At 70.2% G+C, this 18081-nt stretch carries 17 protein-coding genes and 1 pseudogene; 15 read left to right on the forward strand and 3 right to left on the reverse strand.

The window, feature by feature from the left end; translation table 11 throughout:
- Entirely contained in the window at nt 1-363 is a 363-nt protein-coding gene (locus J5V16_RS00490) for a hypothetical protein (protein WP_208493978.1), read from the forward strand.
- Nucleotides 360-704, forward strand: a complete 345-nt coding sequence (locus J5V16_RS00495; protein WP_208493980.1) for a DUF3817 domain-containing protein — start codon at nt 360-362, stop codon at nt 702-704. The genes J5V16_RS00490 and J5V16_RS00495 overlap by 4 nt, the downstream gene beginning before the upstream one ends.
- A gap of 48 nt (nt 705-752) precedes the next feature.
- On the opposite strand, the gene J5V16_RS00500 is transcribed toward J5V16_RS00495, so the two are convergent.
- The gene (locus J5V16_RS00500; protein WP_208493982.1) at nt 753-1967 is read right to left on the reverse strand and encodes a L,D-transpeptidase; all 1215 of its coding nucleotides are present in this window, start codon (nt 1965-1967) and stop codon (nt 753-755) included.
- Between the two features lie 81 nt (nt 1968-2048).
- On the reverse strand, nt 2049-3077 hold the full coding sequence (locus tag J5V16_RS00505) for a hypothetical protein (RefSeq protein ID WP_208493984.1): 1029 nt from the start codon (nt 3075-3077) through the stop codon (nt 2049-2051).
- Between the two features lie 260 nt (nt 3078-3337).
- Here J5V16_RS00505 and J5V16_RS00510 point away from each other — a divergent pair, with 260 nt between their 5' ends.
- The 8 genes from J5V16_RS00510 (at nt 3338) to murC (ending at nt 13160) form a co-directional block, all read left to right on the forward strand.
- Complete coding sequence (locus tag J5V16_RS00510) at nt 3338-3856, forward strand: MarR family winged helix-turn-helix transcriptional regulator (RefSeq protein WP_208493986.1); 519 nt, start codon at nt 3338-3340, stop codon at nt 3854-3856.
- A 65-nt stretch (nt 3857-3921) separates the two neighbouring features.
- Nucleotides 3922-5439 carry a UDP-N-acetylmuramoyl-L-alanyl-D-glutamate--2,6-diaminopimelate ligase gene (locus tag J5V16_RS00515; protein ID WP_208493988.1) on the forward strand — a complete coding sequence of 506 codons (1518 nt, stop codon included), beginning with the start codon at nt 3922-3924 and terminating at the stop codon, nt 5437-5439.
- Between the two features lie 39 nt (nt 5440-5478).
- Nucleotides 5479-6852: a UDP-N-acetylmuramoyl-tripeptide--D-alanyl-D-alanine ligase gene (locus J5V16_RS00520; protein ID WP_208493990.1), complete on the forward strand. Its 1374-nt coding sequence runs from the start codon at nt 5479-5481 to the stop codon at nt 6850-6852.
- Nucleotides 6849-7973 carry a phospho-N-acetylmuramoyl-pentapeptide-transferase gene (gene mraY, locus J5V16_RS00525; protein WP_208493992.1) on the forward strand — a complete coding sequence of 375 codons (1125 nt, stop codon included), beginning with the start codon at nt 6849-6851 and terminating at the stop codon, nt 7971-7973. Before J5V16_RS00520 ends, mraY begins: the two co-directional genes overlap by 4 nt.
- Before the next feature lie 3 nt (nt 7974-7976).
- Nucleotides 7977-9341 carry a UDP-N-acetylmuramoyl-L-alanine--D-glutamate ligase gene (gene murD / locus J5V16_RS00530; RefSeq protein WP_208493994.1) on the forward strand — a complete coding sequence of 455 codons (1365 nt, stop codon included), beginning with the start codon at nt 7977-7979 and terminating at the stop codon, nt 9339-9341.
- The gene (gene ftsW / locus J5V16_RS00535; RefSeq protein WP_307792823.1) at nt 9338-10636 is read left to right on the forward strand and encodes a putative lipid II flippase FtsW; all 1299 of its coding nucleotides are present in this window, start codon (nt 9338-9340) and stop codon (nt 10634-10636) included. The genes murD and ftsW overlap by 4 nt, the downstream gene beginning before the upstream one ends.
- Nucleotides 10637-10638: 2 nt before the next feature.
- The gene (locus tag J5V16_RS00540; protein WP_408612355.1) at nt 10639-11751 is read left to right on the forward strand and encodes a UDP-N-acetylglucosamine--N-acetylmuramyl-(pentapeptide) pyrophosphoryl-undecaprenol N-acetylglucosamine transferase; all 1113 of its coding nucleotides are present in this window, start codon (nt 10639-10641) and stop codon (nt 11749-11751) included.
- Nucleotides 11748-13160 carry a UDP-N-acetylmuramate--L-alanine ligase gene (gene murC, locus J5V16_RS00545; protein ID WP_243900558.1) on the forward strand — a complete coding sequence of 471 codons (1413 nt, stop codon included), beginning with the start codon at nt 11748-11750 and terminating at the stop codon, nt 13158-13160. The genes J5V16_RS00540 and murC overlap by 4 nt, the downstream gene beginning before the upstream one ends.
- A gap of 63 nt (nt 13161-13223) precedes the next feature.
- On the opposite strand, the gene J5V16_RS00550 is transcribed toward murC, so the two are convergent.
- On the reverse strand, nt 13224-14141 hold the full coding sequence (locus tag J5V16_RS00550) for a siderophore-interacting protein (RefSeq protein WP_307792824.1): 918 nt from the start codon (nt 14139-14141) through the stop codon (nt 13224-13226).
- Nucleotides 14142-14241: 100 nt separating this feature from the next.
- On the opposite strand from J5V16_RS00550, the gene J5V16_RS00555 reads away from it, so the two are divergent.
- From J5V16_RS00555 to J5V16_RS00575, 5 genes and pseudogenes are all read left to right on the forward strand, one after another.
- Nucleotides 14242-14976 carry a cell division protein FtsQ/DivIB gene (locus J5V16_RS00555; RefSeq protein ID WP_208493998.1) on the forward strand — a complete coding sequence of 245 codons (735 nt, stop codon included), beginning with the start codon at nt 14242-14244 and terminating at the stop codon, nt 14974-14976.
- A gap of 75 nt (nt 14977-15051) precedes the next feature.
- Nucleotides 15052-15997: pseudogene (gene ftsZ / locus J5V16_RS00560) on the forward strand (cell division protein FtsZ); the annotation flags it as partial.
- 296 nt (nt 15998-16293) lie between these two features.
- Nucleotides 16294-17001, forward strand: coding sequence for a YggS family pyridoxal phosphate-dependent enzyme (locus tag J5V16_RS00565; protein WP_243900559.1), 708 nt, complete (start codon nt 16294-16296; stop codon nt 16999-17001).
- Between the two features lie 143 nt (nt 17002-17144).
- Entirely contained in the window at nt 17145-17753 is a 609-nt protein-coding gene (locus tag J5V16_RS00570; RefSeq protein WP_208494004.1) for a cell division protein SepF, read from the forward strand.
- A gap of 22 nt (nt 17754-17775) precedes the next feature.
- Nucleotides 17776-18066 carry a YggT family protein gene (locus J5V16_RS00575; protein ID WP_208494006.1) on the forward strand — a complete coding sequence of 97 codons (291 nt, stop codon included), beginning with the start codon at nt 17776-17778 and terminating at the stop codon, nt 18064-18066.
- The last annotated feature ends 15 nt before the right edge of the window (nt 18067-18081 follow it).

Consider the following 18081-nt stretch of genomic DNA (forward strand, 5'->3'; position numbering starts at 1 on the left):
GTGCGACGGTTGCTGACGCCTCCCTGGATCGTCCTCCACTTCTTCGCAGTGGTGTTGACGGTCGCCTTCGGCCTGCTCGGCTGGTGGCAGCTCTCCCGCGCGCAAGGCGGCAATGCCATCAGCTGGGGCTATGCGTTCGAGTGGCCGCTGTTCGCGGTCTTCACGCTCGCGCTGTGGATCCGCCAGATGCGCCTCGAACTGCGCAAGGACCGCCCCGCGGAGCCGGGGCGCGGGAAGCCCGAGCCGCCCCCCATGACCTCGCCTTACGAAGGCGACATCTTGAAGGCCCGCCGGAAAGACCATGAGCTGAGCCTCCGCGCCCGCCCGACCGAAACCGAACCCGTACAGGGGAGCCACGCATGAACGCCGCTCTGAAACGCTTCCGGATCGTCGCCTGGATCGTGGGCACCTTCCTGATCCTGCTCATGTTCGTGGCCATGCCGCTCAAGTACTTCGGCGGGAACGACACGATGGTGTCGGTCATCAGCCCGATCCACGGCCTCTGCTACATGGTCTACCTGGTGCTCGCCTTCCACCTCGCGCAGCAGGCGGGCTGGCGGTTCTGGCCGCAGACGGTGGGGCTCATGCTCGGCGGCACCGTCCCGGTCGCCTCGTTCTTCGTGGAGCGCTGGGCGCACCGGAAGATCCTCGAGGAGCACCCGCAGGCCGCCGACCCGAAGGTCCGCACCGAAGAAGTCGTCTGAACGAGACCGCGAGAAAAGCCCGGCGAATCATCGCCGGGCTTTCTGCGTCTAAGGCTGCAGGGCCGAGCCCGCCTTGAACGTCTCCCAGTCGAGGGTCCAGCCGGTGAAGCCGTCGCCTTGCGGGACTTCGAGGCCGGTGTTCTTGACGATGACCGGGTCGCCCCAGCGCACGAAGTTGTAGATCCACTCGCCCATCTCGTCGGAGACGTTGAGGCAGCCGTGGGAGCCGTTCGCGCGGCCGAGCCGGTCGGCGGCCCAGGGCGCGCCGTGGATGAACTGGCCCGAGAAGGTCAGGCGCATCGCCCACTTGACGTCGGTCTCGTAGTCGTACAGGTCGGAGACGAAGGTCGACTCCTCCTCGCGGCTCATGATGGTCATGGTGCCGGAGAACGAGCGCGCGTCGTTGCCGTCGATGGGCGTGTCGGAGCCGAGCGAGATCGGGATGGTCTGCACGATGGAGCCGTCGCGGTAGGCCTTCATCTGCTTGGTGTTGTTGTCCGCCTCCAGGTACCGCGATTCGGCGTCGATGTTGAAGGCGGTCTCGGCGTCGAACTCGCCGTAGCGGCCGTCGCCGAGGTCGAGGCCGCCGAGGGCCAGCCGCACGGTGACGGCGGTGTTCGGCTGCCAGTACTCCTTGGGCCGGTATTCGAGCGCCCGGCCGGTGATCCAGTGCCAGGAGCCTTCTTGCGCCGGCTCGGAGGTGACGAAGAGGCGGCGCTCGACGGAGGCGCGCAGGTCCTCGGGGATCTCGTAGTCGGAGAAGCGGAACGCGAGGATCGCGCCCATGCCGACCGTGGAGTCCTCGCCCGGCAGGTAGTTCTCGATCGAGACGCGGTTGCCCGGGGAGGCGATGGTGGTGAACGTCGAGGTCGCGGTGGCGGTGAGGCCGTCGGCGTCGTCGGCGGTGACCGTGGCCGTGTAGGTGCCCTCCCACGCGAGCGGGCTGGCGGGGACCCAGGTGGTCCCGTCGGGGTGCATCGCGCCCTCGACTTCGGCGCCCTCGGCGTCCGTGAGCTTGAACTCCTTGAACTCGCCGGCTTCGACGGTCCAGGAGATCTCGGTGGCGGCGGTCGCGTCGGTGGCGCCGTCGGCGGGGGTGATCTGCACCTTCGCGGCGCTCTGCGGCGCTTCGGAGGTGGCGTCGCCCCCGTCCTCGCCGAGGGTGCCCGATTCCTTCGTGCAGGCCGCTGCGAGGCCCACCACGGCGAGGCCGCCGGCGGTCAGCGCGCCGCGGCGAGAGAGGGAGGACGGTCCGAAGCTCATGGGACCACGGTACACAGGGGCGGCGACACTGCGTCTACTTCGCACCTGTGACCTGTTCCGCCCCTGTCCGGGCCGCGAACGTCAGGAGCGGATGCTCAGGTGGACGTGGTTCGTGTGGTCGGAGTTCGGGTCGCCGTGCGCGCCGCTGTAGGACTTCCAGCCGCTCGAGGGCAGCCAGATCTGGCGGTACCAGATGACGTACTGCACATCGAGCACGTCGGCGTTCTCGACGAACCAGGCCGCGAGGTTCTGGCCGTACTCGTAGTCCTCGCCCTGGGCGTCGCCTCTGAACCCGTCGGGTTCGGAGGAGAAGTCGCAGGCCCGGCCCTTGCCGTGCTCGCCGAACGAGGACGGCCGGTAGCACGCCACGAACCGGCGGAAGCCCACGATCTGGGCCTGCTCCAGGGCGTGGAGGGTTCGCGGGGTGAGGCAGCCGTCAGCGGTCGGGTCCTCCTCGGTACAGCCGTTGCTCTCGCCTTCGAAGGGCTCGGCCGGGGGAGCGTCGGAGGCGGTGGGGCCGACGGCGTCGTCGCCTCCGGAGGCCGCGAGTTCGCGGGCGGCCCGGTCGCGGGCCGCCTCCATCTCCTCGGTGGTGTTCTCCTGCTCCTCGATGTTGTCCGCGAGGGTCTGGCGGGTCGCCTCGATCTCCTGGAGCCGGGCGATCAGCTCGTTGAGCCGGTCGGCGCGGGACTCGCCGAGGAACTGCAGCATCTCCATGGCCGCGATGGCGTTCTGCGGGTCGCCCGAGGCGAGCAGCGCGGCGGTGGACTGGAAGTCGGAGGTCGTGGACGCGATGGCCGCGTACTCCTCGAGCTCGACCTTGAGCGCGGCGGACTCGGCCTCGGAGTCCTCGAGCTCCTGCTCGAGGTCCGCCTGCTCCTGTTTGAGCGCGTCCAGCTCGTCCTGGGCGTCGAGATAGGCCGTGACGGCCTCGCTCAGCTCGTCCGAGATGCTGCCCTCCTCCTCCTGTGCTGAGGACTGGGAGGCGGGTGCGACCAGGAAGACCACGCCCGCGAGCGCCACGATCGGGAGCGAGAGGATGCGCTTGGCGCCGCTGAGGAGCGGCCTGGGGCCGCGGGCGCGCGCGGGGGAGGAAGTGCCGGCGTTCAAGGCGGGGGTCCTTCGGTTGCTCGGAGCCGATGGGACGGGTGGTCGGCGTACAGCCTAGAACGGGAGGATTCCTCGGTCGCATCGGGTCATTCCGCATTACCGCAGGTAGCCGCCGAGCTACCGGTCCCGGTCACGGCTGTGGCATGGCGTATGGCGTGGCTAACTCGAGACCCGTGTGGAGAGGTTCACCCTGATAGGATTGTTCGAATTCGAACCAGCCGCCCGGGCGGGTGCCGAAACCGAGGAAGGAGGGGCCGCCGATGAGCGCGGGAGACTTCGAGAGCCGCTGGCTCTCGCCCGACGTGAACTCCGTGTGGACCCGGTTCCTGCAGGTCACCCACCGCCTCGAGCACCATATCGACCGGCGGCTCCAGGAGCAGCACGGCATCACCCACACCCAGTACGAGATCCTGCTGCGCCTCGCCGACAGCGACGAGCGCGCGATGCGCATGAGCGACCTCGCCGACAGCATCGTCACCGCCAAGAGCGCCGTCACCTACCAGATCAACAAGCTCTCCGAGATGGGCCTGGTCTCGCGCAAGAAGTGCGGCCGCGACAACCGCGGCATCTGGGTCCACCTCACCGAGGACGGCTCCGCGCGCCTGGAGCAGGCCGCGCCCTGCATCCTCTCGCTGGTCCGCGAGCTCTTCCTCGACGCGATCAGCTGCGACCAGGCCGCCGAGCTCGACAAGCTCCTCGGCACTTGGTCGGACAACCTCGACGCGCACGACCGCAACCCCGTCGCCTACCCCGGCCACCCAGGCGCGGAGGCCGCGTAACCGCTTTCGGTGCGTCCCGCCGGTGTAAGGCTCGCAGACGGTGCGTACCGGTGTAGGGTCAGGCCGTGCCGAGCTTTCCGCGTCCAGAGACGACCGTCCCCTACCGCATCGACGGCCTCGCCGACCTCCTCCCCGAGGCGGCCGGACTGGCCCTCGACGTCACCGGGGTCTCGCTCGCCGCCGACGCCGTGGCACCCGGCGACCTCTTCGCCGCCCTGCCCGGCGCCAACCGCCACGGCGCCGAGTTCACCGCCCAGGCCGCCGAACGCGGTGCGGTCGCCGTCCTCACCGACGCCCGCGGCGCCGGACTCGTCAGCGCTTCCTCAAGCGGCGGCCGCCTCCCCGTGCTCGTCACCGACGACCCCCGCGCCCTCACCGGCGAGATCGCCGCCCGCGTCTGGGGCCGCCCCTCCGAGCGCCTCAACCTCCTCGGCATCACCGGCACCAACGGCAAGACCTCCACCGCCTACCTCGTCGAAGCCGGGCTCGCCCACGCCGGACGCACCACCGGCATCATCGGCACCGTCGAGACCCGCATCGCCGGCGAGCGCATCGAATCCGCCCGCACCACCCCCGAAGCCCCCGAACTCCAGGCCCTCCTCGCCGTCGCTCTCGAAAACGGCGTCACGGACGTCGTCATGGAGGTCTCCAGCCACGCCCTCGTGCTCGGCCGCGTCGCCGGCTGCCGCTTCCGCGCCGCCGGATTCACCATGTTCGGCACCGACCACCTCGACTTCCACAAGGACCTCGACGACTACTTCGAGGCCAAGGCCCGACTCTTCGACGGCCGCGCCCGGACCGCCGTCCTCAACGCCGACGACAAGCGCGTCGCCTCCCTCTCAGGCCCCGGCACCCTCGAGTTCTCCCTCACCGATTCCGGCGCCGACTACTACGCATCCGACATCACCACCGACGGCTTCACCCAGCGGTTCCGCCTCAAGACGCCCCACGGCGAAGGCGAAGGCCTGGTCAACATGCCCGGCCGCCACAACGTCGCCAACGCCGCCCTCGCCGTCGCCCTCCTCGAAGCCGCCGGCGTCGACACCGACACCGCCCTCGCCGGCGTCGCCTCCTGCACCGGCGTCCCCGGCCGCATGGAACTCGTCTCCGGCGACAACCCCGTGCGCGGCGTCGTCGACTACGCCCACAAGCCCGAGGCCATCACCGCCGTCCTCGAAGCCCTCCGCGACTCCACCCCCGGCAAGGTCATCGCCGTCCTCGGCGCCGGCGGCGACCGCGACCGCTCCAAGCGCCCCCTCATGGGCGCGGCCGCCGCTCGCGCCGCCGACCTGGTCATCGTCACCGACGACAACCCCCGCACCGAGGACCCGGCGCGCATCCGCGACGAGGTGGCAGCCGCCGTCCACGGCGTGCCCTGCCGTAATATCGCGGGGCGGGAAGCCGCCGTCGAAGAGGCCGCCGCGCTGGCCGCCCCCGGAGACACCATCGCCCTCCTCGGCAAGGGGCACGAGACCGCCACCGAGACCGCCGCGGGCTTCGTCGCCGGCGACGACCGGGTACTCCTGGCGCGTGCGCTGCGAAACGCCGCGTCGGTGAAACCGGCGCACGACGTTGAAGCGTGATAGTCCCGTACACCGCACGCAACAGGAGGAGACCGCCGCGTGATCCCCATGAGCCTGGCCCAGGTCGCCGCCGTCATGGACGGCGAACTCAGCGAGACGGCCGACCCTGAAGCGGTCGTCACCGGCGGCATCGAATACGACTCCCGCAAGGCCGGGCCCGGCGGACTGTTCCTGGCGATCCCGGGCGACAAAGTCGACGGCCACGACTTCGCCGCCAAGGCCGCCGCCCAGGGTGCGGTCGCCACCGTCGCCACCCGCCCGATCGACACCCCCGCGATCTACGTCGACGACGCCATCGCGGCCCTCACCCGCCTCGCCAGGCACGTCGCCGCCGCCTCCAAGGCCCGCATCATCGGCGTCACCGGCTCCAACGGCAAGACCTCCACCAAGGACGTCATCGGCCAGCTCTGCGCCCACCTCGGGAAGACCGTCGCCACCGAAGGCAACTTCAACAACGAGCTCGGCCACCCCTACACGGTGTGCCGCATCGAACCCGACACCGAATACGTCGTCCTCGAACTCGCCGCCCGCGGCGTCGGCCACATCACGCAGCTGTGCGAGATCGCCCCGCCCGAGTTCGGCGTCGTCCTCAACGTCGGCATCTCCCACCTCGACGGGTTCGGCGACATCGAGACCACCGCCGTCGCCAAGAGCGAACTGCCGCGCTTCCTCGCCGAAGACGGCGTCGCCGTCCTCAACGCCGACGACCCCCGCGTCGCCCGCATGGCCGAGGCCACGAAGGCCGCTGTCCTCACCTACGGCATCGACGAGGACGCCGACTTCACCGCGGTCGACCTCGACCCCGCTGACGGCCGCCACCGCTTCACCGTCCGCGCCCCCGACGGCCAGACCGCCCCGGTCCGGCTGCGCCAGTTCGGACTCCACCAGGTCTACAACGCGCTCGCGGCCATCGCGGTCCTGTGGCGGCTCCACGCCCCGCTCGAGGCCGTCGCCGCGTGGGTCTCCGAGGCCGGGCGGCTCTCCGAGCGCCGCATGGACGTCTTCACCCGCCCCGACGGCACCACCGTCATCGACGACTCGTACAACGCCAATCCCCAGTCCATGGGCGCGGCCGTCCGCACCCTCGGGCAGCTCCCCACCGAGGGCCGCCGCATCGCGGTCCTCGGGCTCATGGCCGACCTCGAAGAGCAGAGCGAGACCTGCCACCGCCGCCTCGGCGAGCAGGCCCGCGACGCCGGCATCGACGAGGTCGTCGCCGTGGGCGAAGGAACCCAACCCATCGTGGACGGTGCCGACGGCGTCACCGCCACCCATGTACCCGATCAAGCCGCAGCCATCGCGCTGCTGCGGAACCGGCTGCGCCCCGGCGACGCCGTCCTGGTGAAGGGCTCCCGATACCGGACCTGGGACGTCGCCGACTACCTGCGCGCCAAGGAGGACAAAGACCAGTGAGAGCCGTAATCGTCGCCGCGTTCGTGGCGTTCGCGCTCACCATGGCGCTGACGCCCCTCGCGGCGAAGGCCTTCCGCCGCCTGAAGGCCGGGCAGCCCATCCGCACCGACGGCCCCCAGACCCACCTCGCCAAGGCCGGCACCCCCACCATGGGCGGCGTCGTCTTCATCTTCACCACCGTGCTCGCCTACGTGGCCGGCCACCTCGTCCTCATGGCCCTGCCCGAGTCGGTGGACGGCGTCACCTTCAACCGCCCCACCGGTTTCACCGCCACCGGCATCGTCCTCATCGGACTCTTCGTCACCTGCGGGTTCGTCGGCTTCATCGACGACTGGCTCAAGATCCGCCGCAAGCACTCCGGCGGCATCTCCGGCAAGGCCAAGGTCCTCGGCCTCACCATCGCCGCCACCGTCTTCGGCATCCTGGCCGTCTACTACACCGGCTCCATCGACTCCGACGAGATCTCCGAGACCGTGGCGACCCCGTTCATCTCCTTCACCAGCGACATCGGCCCCAACATCACCGAGATCGGCATGATCGTGCTGATCATCCTCCTGGTCAACGCCACCGCCAACGGCGTCAACCTCACCGACGGCCTCGACGGCCTCGCCACCGGCGCGTCCATGATGGCGTTCCTCGCCTTCATGATCATCGGCTTCTGGGAGTACCGCCACTGGTGCGGCGGCGCCCAGCCCGCCGACAACCTCTGCTACGACGTCCGCGACCCCCTCGAGATCGCCCTCATCGCCGGCGCCGCCGCCGGCGCCATGTTCGGCTTCCTCTGGTGGAACACCTCGCCCGCCCAGATCTTCATGGGCGACTCCGGGTCCCTCAGCCTCGGCGCCCTCATCGCCGGACTCGCCTTCGCCTCCAAGACGATCCTGCTCCTGCCGATCCTCGGCGCCCTCTTCGTCATCACCACCGCCAGCGTCATGATCCAGGTGACCTCCTTCAAGCTCACCGGCCGAAGAGTGTTCCGCATGTCGCCGATCCAGCACCACTTCGAGCTCGCCGGCTGGTCGGAAGTGACCATCGTCGTCCGGTTCTGGATCATCGCCGGCATCGGCGTCGCCATCGCGCTCGGCTTCTTCTTCGCCGACTTCCTGCGGATCGCGGGGTAAGGGATGCGGATAGCCGACAACGTCCTCGTCGCGGGCGCCCGCGTCGCCGGGGCCGCGTGCGCCGAGATCCTCCTGGACCGCGGCGCCGCCGTCACCGTCTACGACCGCGAGGACTCCGAACGCATGCAGGCCCTCGCCGCCCGCGGCGCGACCTGCGTCGTCGCCGACGAATTCGACCCCGCACTGCTGGACGGCGTCCAGCAGGTCGTGCTCTCCCCGGGCTTCCCGCCCCACCACCCCATCGCGCAGGCCGCCGCCGCAGCCGGGATCGAGACCTTCTCCGAGCCCGAACTCGCCTGGCGCCTGCGCGAACCCGGCGCCGCCCGCTGGCTCGCCGTCACCGGCACCAACGGCAAGACCACCACCACCACGATGCTCGCCGCGATGCTCGAGACCGCCGGACTGCGCACCGCCGCGCTCGGCAACATCGGCGTCCCGCTCGTCCACGCCGCCAACGGCCCCTTCGACGTCATCGCCGTCGAACTCTCCAGCTACCAGCTCCACTGGTCCAGCGAACTCGCGCCCACCGCCGGAGCCGTGCTCAACCTCGCTCCCGACCACCTCGACTGGCACGGCGGCTTCGACGCCTACGCCGAAGCCAAGGCCGCCGTCTGGCGCGGCGGCCAGGCGGTCGTCAACCTCGACGACCCGTCCGTGGTCGCCCTCGCCAAGCACGCCGACGCCGACGTCACCGGGTTCACGCTCAACCACCCGGAACGCGGCCAGTTCGGCGTCGCGCTCGGCTGGCTCGTCGACTACACCGGACCCGAACCCGTGCAGATCTGCTCGGTCGACGACGTCCACCCCGCCGGATGGCACAACGTCGCCAACGCCCTCGCCGCCGCCGCCCTCGCCCGCCAAGTCGGGGTGAGCCACAGCGACATCGGCGACGCCCTGCGCAAATACGTCCCCGAACCGCACCGCAACGTCACCCTCGTCGAGCACGACGGCGTCACCTGGGTCGACGACTCCAAGGCCACCAACCCGCACGCCGCCGCCGCCGCGCTCGCCTCCTACGACTCCATCGTCTGGGTCGCGGGCGGCCAGCTCAAAGGCGTCGACGTCGACGGCCTCGTCGCCCAGTACGCCCCCAGGATGCGCGGCGCCGTCCTCATCGGACAGGACCGGGCGCTCGTCGCCGACGCGCTGGCGCGACACGCCCCGGACCTCCCCGTCGTCGTCCTCGACGGCCGCGACGATGCGGTGATGACCGAAGTCGCCGCCCGCGCCGCGGCCATGGCCGAACCGGGGGACACCGTGCTCCTCTCCCCGGCCGGAGCCTCCTACGACATGTTCACCTCCTACGCCCACCGCGGCGACGCGTTCGCCGCCGCCGCACGAGCCCTGATCGAGGGTGAGGCCGGGTGAGGAGCGGGTTCACCGAGATGCTGCGCGGCCTGCTCGACCGGCCGCTCGCCTCGTACTACCTGCTGCTCTCCTCCTCGGCGCTGCTGCTCACCATCGGCCTCGTGATGGTCTTCTCGGCCACCATGGTCGAGTCCTACGAGGCCACCGGCGACCCGTTCGCCGTCATCCTCCAGCAGGTCGTGTGGGCCGTCGTCGGCCTCGTCTGCTTCTGGATCGCGCAGCGCCTGCCCTCGCGCACCTACCGCGCGGTCTCCCGGCCGCTCCTGGTCGTCGCGATCCTGCTCGGCCTCGTCCTGGTCGTCATGTCCATCCGCCAGAAGCAGGCGGAGGCCGCGGGCGGCGAGGGCACCGGCGGCCTCGCCACCGACCAGCTGTGGATCGACCTGGGGCCCTTCCAGTTCCAGCCCGCCGAGATCGCCAAGTTCGCGCTGCTGCTGTGGGCCGCGGACGCGCTCGTGCGCCTCGGCCCGCGCATCGCCTCCTGGCGGGAGCTGGCCATCCCGATGTTCCCCATCGCCGGGCTCCTGATGATCATCATCGGCTACGCCGACCTCGGCACCATGCTCATCATCCTGGCGATGTTCCTCGGCCTCCTGTGGGCCTCGGGCGTGCCGCTGCGCATCCTCGGCGTCCTCGTCGCGATGGGCCTGCTCGGCTCTGCCGTCCTCATCGCCTTCGAGGGGTACCGGATGCAGCGCATCATCTCCTTCGCGCGCCCCGAGGACTTCGCCGACAGCTGGGGCTACCAGGCCATCCAGGGGTACTACGCCATCGCGGACGGCGGCTGGTTCGGCGTCGGCCTCGGCGAGAGCCGCCAGAAATGGGACTGGCTCCCCAACGGCCACAACGACTTCATCTTCGCGCTCATCGCCGAGGAGCTGGGCGTGGTCGGCTGCCTCGTCATCCTCGCGCTCTTCGCCGTGCTCGTCTACACCGGCTTCCGCATCGCGCGCCGCTCCGACGACCCGTTCCGGGCGCTCGTGGCCGCCGGCGTCACCATCTGGATCGCCGGCCAGGCCTTCATCAATATTGGCGGCGTGCTCGGCCTCATCCCCATGACCGGGGTGCCGCTGCCGTTCATCTCGGACGGCGGCACGGCGCTCGTCGTCATCCTCGCCGCCGTGGGCATGCTCGCCGGGTTCGCGCGTGCCGAACCCGACGCCGCCACGGCGCTGCGGGCCCGCAACCCCTCGCGTCTCGTACGCTTGCTGTGGGCCCCCCTGCCGCCCGCACCCCGCTCCGAGTCCGACCCGGAGCCCTCCACCAAGAAGAAAACTACGACCAGAAAGACATGACGTTGCCTCAGCTTCGATCGGTCGTCCTCGCCGGCGGCGGCACCGGCGGCCACATCTACCCGCTCCTGGCCTACGCCGACTGCCTGCGTCGGCACGACCCTCACGTTCGCGTCACCTGCCTCGGCACCGAGAAGGGGCTCGAGAACGACCTCATCCCCAAGGCCGGCTACGACCTGCGCAACGTCCCGGCGCACCAGCTGCCGCGCAAGATCAACCTCGACCTGCTCCTCACCGCGCCCCGGATGCTCAAGGCCATGAAGGCCACCCGCGACATCATGGACGAGGTCCAGGCCGACGTCGTGGTCGGCTTCGGCGGCTACGTCGCCGTCCCCGCCTACCTCGCCGCCTGGCGCCGCAAGACCCCCATGGTCATCTTCGAGTTCAACGACCCGCCCGGGGTCGCCAACAAGATGGCGCTCAAGTTCAGCGACAACCTCGCCCTCGGCTTCCCCCACCTCCCGCAGGCCTCCCCGATCCTCGCCGACGGCACCATCACCGGCGTACCGCTGCGCCCCGAGATCGCCCACCTCGACCGCCAGGCCATGCGCGCCCAGGCCTGCCAGTACTTCGGCCTCGACCCCCGCCGCCCCGTCCTCTTCGTCTACGGCGGCTCCCAGGGCGCGGCCTCGATCAACAACGCCGTCTCCGGTGCGGCCCGAGCGCTCACGCACCGCGGCGTCCAGGTCCTCCACATCACCGGCGCCCGCCGCGAGGAGCCCATCCACATCCCCGAGGGCCTCCCGGTCCCGTACCGGACCCTGCCCTACCTCGACCGTATGGATCTCGGCTACGCCGCCGCCGACATGGTGCTCGCCCGCGGCGGCTCCATGACCGTCGCCGAAGTCTCCGCCCTCGGCGTCCCCACCGTCTTCGTCCCCATGCCCTGGGGCAACAAGGAGCAGTACCGCAACGCCGGGCCCGTCGTCGACGCCGGCGGCGCCATGTTCTGCGACGACGAGAACCTCAACCCCTCATGGATCGAGGCGAACCTCATCCCGGTCATCACCGACCCGCACCGGGTCGCCGCGATGTCCCGGGCCTCGGCCGCGTTCGGCAGCCGCACCGGCGACGAGGCGCTGCGCAACTACACCTTGAAAGTGCTGGAACAGGCATGAGCGACGACCCGAACGACCTGACGAGCCCCATCGACGAGGGCATCACGGCGGAGGACCTGGGCCGCACGCTGTTCATCGGCGTCGGCGGCGTCGGCATGAACGGCCTCACCCGCCTCTACGCCACCCGCGGGCTGCCCGTCTCCGGCTCCGAGCTGAAGGACTGGCCGAGCCTGCCCGAGCTCGAGCGCCTCGGCGTCACGCTCCACCGCGAGCACGTGCCTTCGAACCTCGACGGCATCGACACCGTCGTGCGATCGACCGCGCACAACGACGAGCACCTGGAAGTGGCCGAGGCCCGCAGGCGCGGCATCCGCGTCTACCACCGCTCCGAGGCCCTGGCCGCTGCGATGACCGGCCGCCGCTCGATCGTCGTCACCGGCACCCACGGCAAGACCACCACCACCGCGATCATCTCGCAGATGCTCGCGCACGCCGGCCTCGATCCGTCCTATGTGAACGGCGGCGAGAACATCGGCGCCCACACCGGCGCCCACGGCACCGGCGAGTACTTCGTGGCCGAAGCCGACGAGTCCGACCGCTCGTTCCTGCGCTTCCGCCCCGAGATCGGCATCGTCACCAACATCGACGTCGACCACCTCAACACCTACGGCGACATGGCCTCCCTCACCGAGGCCTTCGAGCGCTTCGGCCGCAACACCGACAAGGACGGCCTGCTCGTCCTCTGCGCCGACAACCCCGGCACGGCCGCGCTCGCCAAGCGGTTCCGCGCCGAGGGCCGCACCGTCGCCACCTACGGCTTCTCGGACGGCGCGGACATCCAGCTCGGCGAGGTCGAGTCCACCAAGGACGGCGTGGACTACACCGTCCTGGCGCACAACCAGCTCCTCGGCCGCTTCCACCTTCCGACGCCCGGCAAGCACATCGCGCTCAACTCGGCGGTCGCGATCGCGGTGGGCCTCTACGTCGGTCTCGAACCGGACCAGATCCAGGCGGGCATCGCCGCGTTCGGCGGGGTCAAGCGCCGCTTCGAGAAGCGCGGCGAGATCGACGGGTACGCGGTCTTCGACGAGTACGCCTACCACCCGACCGCGATGACCGAGGCCATCAAGACCCTCAAAGAGGTGGCCGCTCCCGGCCGGCTCATCGTGGTCTTCATGCCCTACCGGGTCTACCGCACCGTAGAGATGCGCGCCGACATCGCCGAGGCGCTCTCCTTGGCGGACAGGGCGGTCGTGATGGAGATCTTCGGCCCCGGCGAGGAGATCCCCGCGGGCGAGGGCGGCCAGGCGCTCCTGGACGCCGTGGACCTCCCCGACGGGGACAAGGTCTTCGTCCCCGAGTGGGAGGACGTCCCCGCCGCCGTGAAGGCCCTCGCGGCCGAAGGCGACGTCGTCGTGACCATGGGCGCCCCGCCCGTCCAGCTCATGCCGGACGACCTGCTGCGGTAGACGCAAATCGAAAGGGCCGCACCCGAAAGGGTGCGGCCCCGCAATACCGTGCCGTGCCCTGGACTAGTCCCAGGCGGCGCCGTTGCGCCAGTAGCCCATGAACGCCCCGCACTCCTTCGGAAGGCCGAGCTCCTTGCGGACGGTGAAGCGGAGCGCCTTGACGACGCCGGTCTCGGCGGCGATCCACACGTACGCGTCGCTCTGGGCGACCGCCTGCGGCGCCTCCCAGATCATCTCGTCGTCGTTCTCGTCGAACACCTCGGTCTTGGCGAAGTCCATCGCCCGAGCCGCTTCGGTGACCGCCGGGATGAGCTTGTCGCCCCAGACCGCGCCGTCGCGGGGGAGCCACACGACCTCGACGTCCGCCGGGGCGTCGAGCTCGAGCACGTCGGCCGCCTCGGGCACTTCGATGAACGCCTTGCCGCGCGCGGTGATCGGCAGGTCCTCGAGGATCGCGGCGATCGCGGGGGCCGCCGTCTCGTCGCCCGCGATGAGCAGCTCGGCGCCCTCGGGGGCGTGGAAGTCGACGCCGCCGTGCGGGCCGTCCCAGCGCGCGTCGGGGCCGAGCAGCAGGATCTCGTCGCCCACTGCCGCGTCGCGCAGCCACCGCAGCGCCGGGCCGCACTCGTCGTCCGAGTGCGCCTCGTGCACCACCATGTCGACGTCGACCTCGCCGGCGGTGTGGCGGACCGCGCGCACCGTGTAGGTGCGGACGCCGCACTGCTCCTCTGCAGGGAGCGCGCGCAGTTCGGAGTACCAGCGCTCGCTCGTGGGCATCTTGTCGAAGCCGCAGGTCCGGGCCGGGAAGATGAGTTTGAACCGCTGGTCGTAGCCGTTGTCGGCGAAGTGCGCGAGGGTCGGGCCCGCGAAGGTGACCCGTATGAAGGAGGGGCTCAACCGCCGCAGCGCCCGCACCGCCACGGGGAACAGCTCGAACGGCCGAACAATGGACTCGGTCTGTTCCTCAGTCTGCGTCGCCACGCGGCACGCCTCCTTCTCTCGGCTAAGGTTTGCCTAACCTTAGCCGAAGGGCCGGGCGAGCCGCCACCGCCGAACGGCCGGGACGTGGAATCATCGACCCATGCGCGGCCCAGAGAACACGTCCGAAGCGGGGCCCTGGCGGCTCGTCCACGTGGTGCGCCGCAAGCTGCCCGACAGGCGACTGCGGTGGATCGCCGTCAGCGTCCTGGCGTTCCTCCTGCTGGCCTTCGTGATCGTGTGGACCACGCCCCTGTTCGAGGTGAAGCGGATCGAGGTCACCGGGACCTCGGTGCTCACCCCCGACGAGGTCGCCGCGCTCGGCGAGGACGCGGTGGGCCGCTCGGTGCTCGGCGCCGACCTCGACGCGATCGCGGCCGCCGTCGCGAAGCTCGCGCCCGTCGCCTCAGTCGAGGTCACCCGCGCGTGGCCGGACGCGGTGAGCGTCGCCGTCACGGAACGCGAGCCATATATGGCCGTTCCGGTGGATGACGAGACTTTTCTCATGGTGGATTCCGAAGGTGTGGTATTCGACGAGACCGCCGCCCCGCCCGGATCAATTTGGAGGGTCGAGCTGGCCGAGCCGGGCCCTGACGACCTCGCGACGATCGAGACCCTCACGGTGCTGCAGTCGCTTCCGGCCGCCCTGGCCGACGAGGTCGAACACGTGGCAGCGCCGTCCCCGGCGGGGATCACCCTGTATCTCGAAGATGGACGGACGCTCCGGTGGGGCGACGGTTCCGAAAGCGAGCAGAAAGCCGAGGTCGCCGATCGATTGTTGGCCGGAGGGTACGAACATGTCGATGTCAGCGCACCAGATGCCCCCACTGTGAGTTAGCGTTAAGGGGGGAGCGGGTGTGCGCGCACATCCGTTTGCCGTACCCAGGGCCGAAGGGGAAGGAAGGCAGCAGCGATGACACCACCGCACAACTACCTCGCCGTCATCAAAGTCGTTGGAGTCGGAGGCGGCGGCGTCAATGCTGTCAACCGGATGATCGAGGCGGGCCTCAAGGGCGTCGAGTTCATCGCCATCAACACCGATGCGCAGGCGCTCTTGATGAGCGACGCCGACGTCAAGCTCGACGTCGGCCGCGAACTGACCCGCGGCCTCGGCGCGGGCGCCAACCCCGAAGTGGGCGCGAAGGCCTGCGAGGACCACCGCGACGAGATCGAGGAAGTCCTCAAGGGAGCGGACATGGTGTTCGTGACCTGCGGCGAGGGCGGCGGCACCGGCACCGGCGGCGCGCCCGTCATCGCCAACATCGCCCGCAAGCTCGGCGCGCTCACGATCGGCGTGGTCACCCGGCCGTTCGCCTTCGAGGGCAAGCGCCGCCAGACCCAGGCCGTCTCGGGGATAGACGATCTGCGCAACGAGTGCGACACGCTCATCGTCATCCCGAACGACCGCCTGCTGCACCTCGGCGACCGCTCGATCTCCATGATGGACGCATTCCGCCTCGCCGACCAGGTGCTGCTCTCCGGTGTCCAGGGCATCACCGACCTCATCACCACGCCCGGCCTCATCAACCTCGACTTCGCCGACGTCAAGAGCGTCATGAGCGGAGCCGGTTCGGCGCTCATGGGCATCGGCTCGGCCCGCGGCGAGAACCGCGCCGTCGAGGCGGCCCGCGCCGCGATCGAGTCGCCGCTGCTCGAGCAGAGCATGGAAGGCGCGCGCGGCGTGCTGCTCTCCATCGCCGGCGGTTCGGACCTCGGCCTGTTCGAGATCAACGACGCGGCCGAGCTCGTCTCGGACTGCGCCCACACGGACGCCAACATCATCTTCGGCGCGGTCATCGACGACGCCCTCGGCGAAGAGGCCCGCGTGACCGTCATCGCCGCCGGGTTCGACGTCGAGGACGAGGCCGAGTTCGAACTGGCCCAGCCGACCCGGATCTCCGCGCTGCCCGAGCAGAAGCCCGAGCCGGTGCGCGAGGCCAAGCCCGAGCCGGAGCGCGAGTCGAGCAACGGCAAGGTCCTGTTCGACGACGTCGACGTCCCGGCCTTTCTGAAGGACGGCTTCTAGCGGCGGCGACCGTCGAGACCGGCAACGTCTCGGCGGCCGCCTCCCGGCCGAAGCCTGCGAGCCATGAATTCGCAGCGCCGCCCACCCGTTCAGGCCGCAGCCCCTCCCGATTCGCTAGGACCTCAGCACTTGACCACCCGATCTCGCCGAGACCAGTTGCGGGACAACCTCAACCGGACCCGCGAGGCCATCGCGGCCGCCTGCTCCGACGCGGGCCGCACGCCGGACTCGGTCCGCCTCATCGTCGTCACGAAGACCTTCCCCTCCTCCGATGCGGCGACCCTCGTGGAACTCGGCCAGACCGACCTGGGGGAGAACCGCGACCAGGAGGCCGCCCCCAAGGCCGCCGAACTCGGCGCCGCCGGACTGGAACCGGTGTGGCACTTCGTAGGCCAGCTCCAGCGCAACAAGGCCAAGTCCGTCGCGGGTTACGCCGATTGGGTGCATTCGGTCGACCGCGCCCCGCTCGCCGCCGCGCTCAGCAACGCCGCGAACGCCCACGGCCGCACCCTGAACGCGCTCATCCAGGTGAGCCTCGACGGCGACACCGCCCGCGGCGGCGTCCCCGTCGCGGACCTCGAACCGCTCGCTGAGGCCATCGCCGCCGCGCCCGCGCTCGTCCTCAAAGGGGTCATGGCCGTGGCCCCCCTCGGCTGGGAACCGGCGAGAGCCTTTGCGCTGCTTAACGAATGCTCCGAGAGGGTACGCCGGACCGACCCGGGCGCGACCGAGGTCTCGGCGGGCATGAGCGGCGACTACCGGGAGGCCGTCCTCGCCGGGGCCACAATGGTCAGACTGGGCAGAAACGTGCTCGGCGAACGTGAACCGATGGCGTAAGGTGTGGGGCAGCAGTGGGGCAAATGGCCGTACTATGACGGTTGACTAGTCGGGCAAAAACACATCCGTGTAAGGAGTCGGCGCTAGGATGAGACCGCGTACCTGACTCAACAGGGGCGCGGCCCGAGGAGGGAGCACGATCGATGGGCGCGATGCGGAAGGCAGGCATCTGGCTCGGCCTCATCGAGGACGAGGACGATCGCGGCTACGGCAACGGCTACGAGGAGAACGACGAGTTCGCCGAGGAGCAGCAGCAGGCGGCTCCCCAGCGGGCGCGGGGCGCGCAGCGCACGACCGGCCGGGTCGGCCGGACCCCTTCGGAGGACCGCCCCGTCCGCCAGCTCAACCGCGGCTCCGGTTCGGTCACGCCGCTCTCCCGCGAGACCGGTCCCCGCGAGACCTTGACGCGAGACAACCTCGCGCTGGCCGAGCCCGCCACCGTGCGGCCGGTCCCGGCGGAGGAGGAGCCCGCGAACTACCGGATCACGACGCTGCACCCGACCACGTACAACGAGGCGCGGACCATCGGCGAGCGCTACCGGGACGGCACCCCCGTGATCATGAACCTCTCGGAGATGGAGGAGGCCGACGCGAAGCGCTTGGTCGACTTCGCCGCGGGCCTCATCTTCGGGACCCGGGGCTCGTTCGAGCGGGTGACGAACCGCGTGTTCTTGCTCTCGCCGCCTCACGTCCAGGTGACCGCGGAGGACAAGGCCAAGATCGCCGAGGGCGGGTTCTTCAACCAGTCGTGATCCGAGGGATACACTGCGAACCGTGAACCTGGCACTGCAGCTGATCTATCTGGCGCTCTTCGCGTTCTACCTCTTCCTCCTGGCCCGACTGGTGTGCAGCGTCGTCGTGCAGTTCTCCCGCCGCTGGGAGCCCGGACCCAAGTCCGCGGCCCTGCTCGAGACGGTCTACAGCGTGACGGACCCTCCCCTGAAGGGGTTGAGGAAGGTGATTCCGCCTCTCAGGCTTGGTACTGTATCGATTGATCTGGCGTTCCTGGCGCTGCTCCTGATCACGTGGATCCTGATGGACCTGGTGGTCGGACGGAACATCTGAGCGGTGCCGGGCGGG

This window comes from Glycomyces niveus (genome assembly GCF_017592475.1).
Taxonomy (GTDB): domain Bacteria; phylum Actinomycetota; class Actinomycetes; order Mycobacteriales; family Micromonosporaceae; genus Glycomyces; species Glycomyces niveus.

Bases quoted from the DNA above. Each gene is read 5' to 3' on its own strand.
- J5V16_RS00495 (WP_208493980.1), top strand. From the start codon at position 360: ATGAACGCCGCTCTGAAACGCTTCCGGATCGTCGCCTGGATCGTGGGC.
- J5V16_RS00500 (WP_208493982.1), bottom strand. From the start codon at position 1,967: ATGAGCTTCGGACCGTCCTCCCTCTCTCGCCGCGGCGCGCTGACCGCC.
- J5V16_RS00510 (WP_208493986.1), top strand. From the start codon at position 3,338: ATGAGCGCGGGAGACTTCGAGAGCCGCTGGCTCTCGCCCGACGTGAAC.
- murD (WP_208493994.1), top strand. From the start codon at position 7,977: ATGCGGATAGCCGACAACGTCCTCGTCGCGGGCGCCCGCGTCGCCGGG.
- murC (WP_243900558.1), top strand. From the start codon at position 11,748: ATGAGCGACGACCCGAACGACCTGACGAGCCCCATCGACGAGGGCATC.
- J5V16_RS00555 (WP_208493998.1), top strand. From the start codon at position 14,242: ATGCGCGGCCCAGAGAACACGTCCGAAGCGGGGCCCTGGCGGCTCGTC.
- J5V16_RS00570 (WP_208494004.1), top strand. From the start codon at position 17,145: ATGGGCGCGATGCGGAAGGCAGGCATCTGGCTCGGCCTCATCGAGGAC.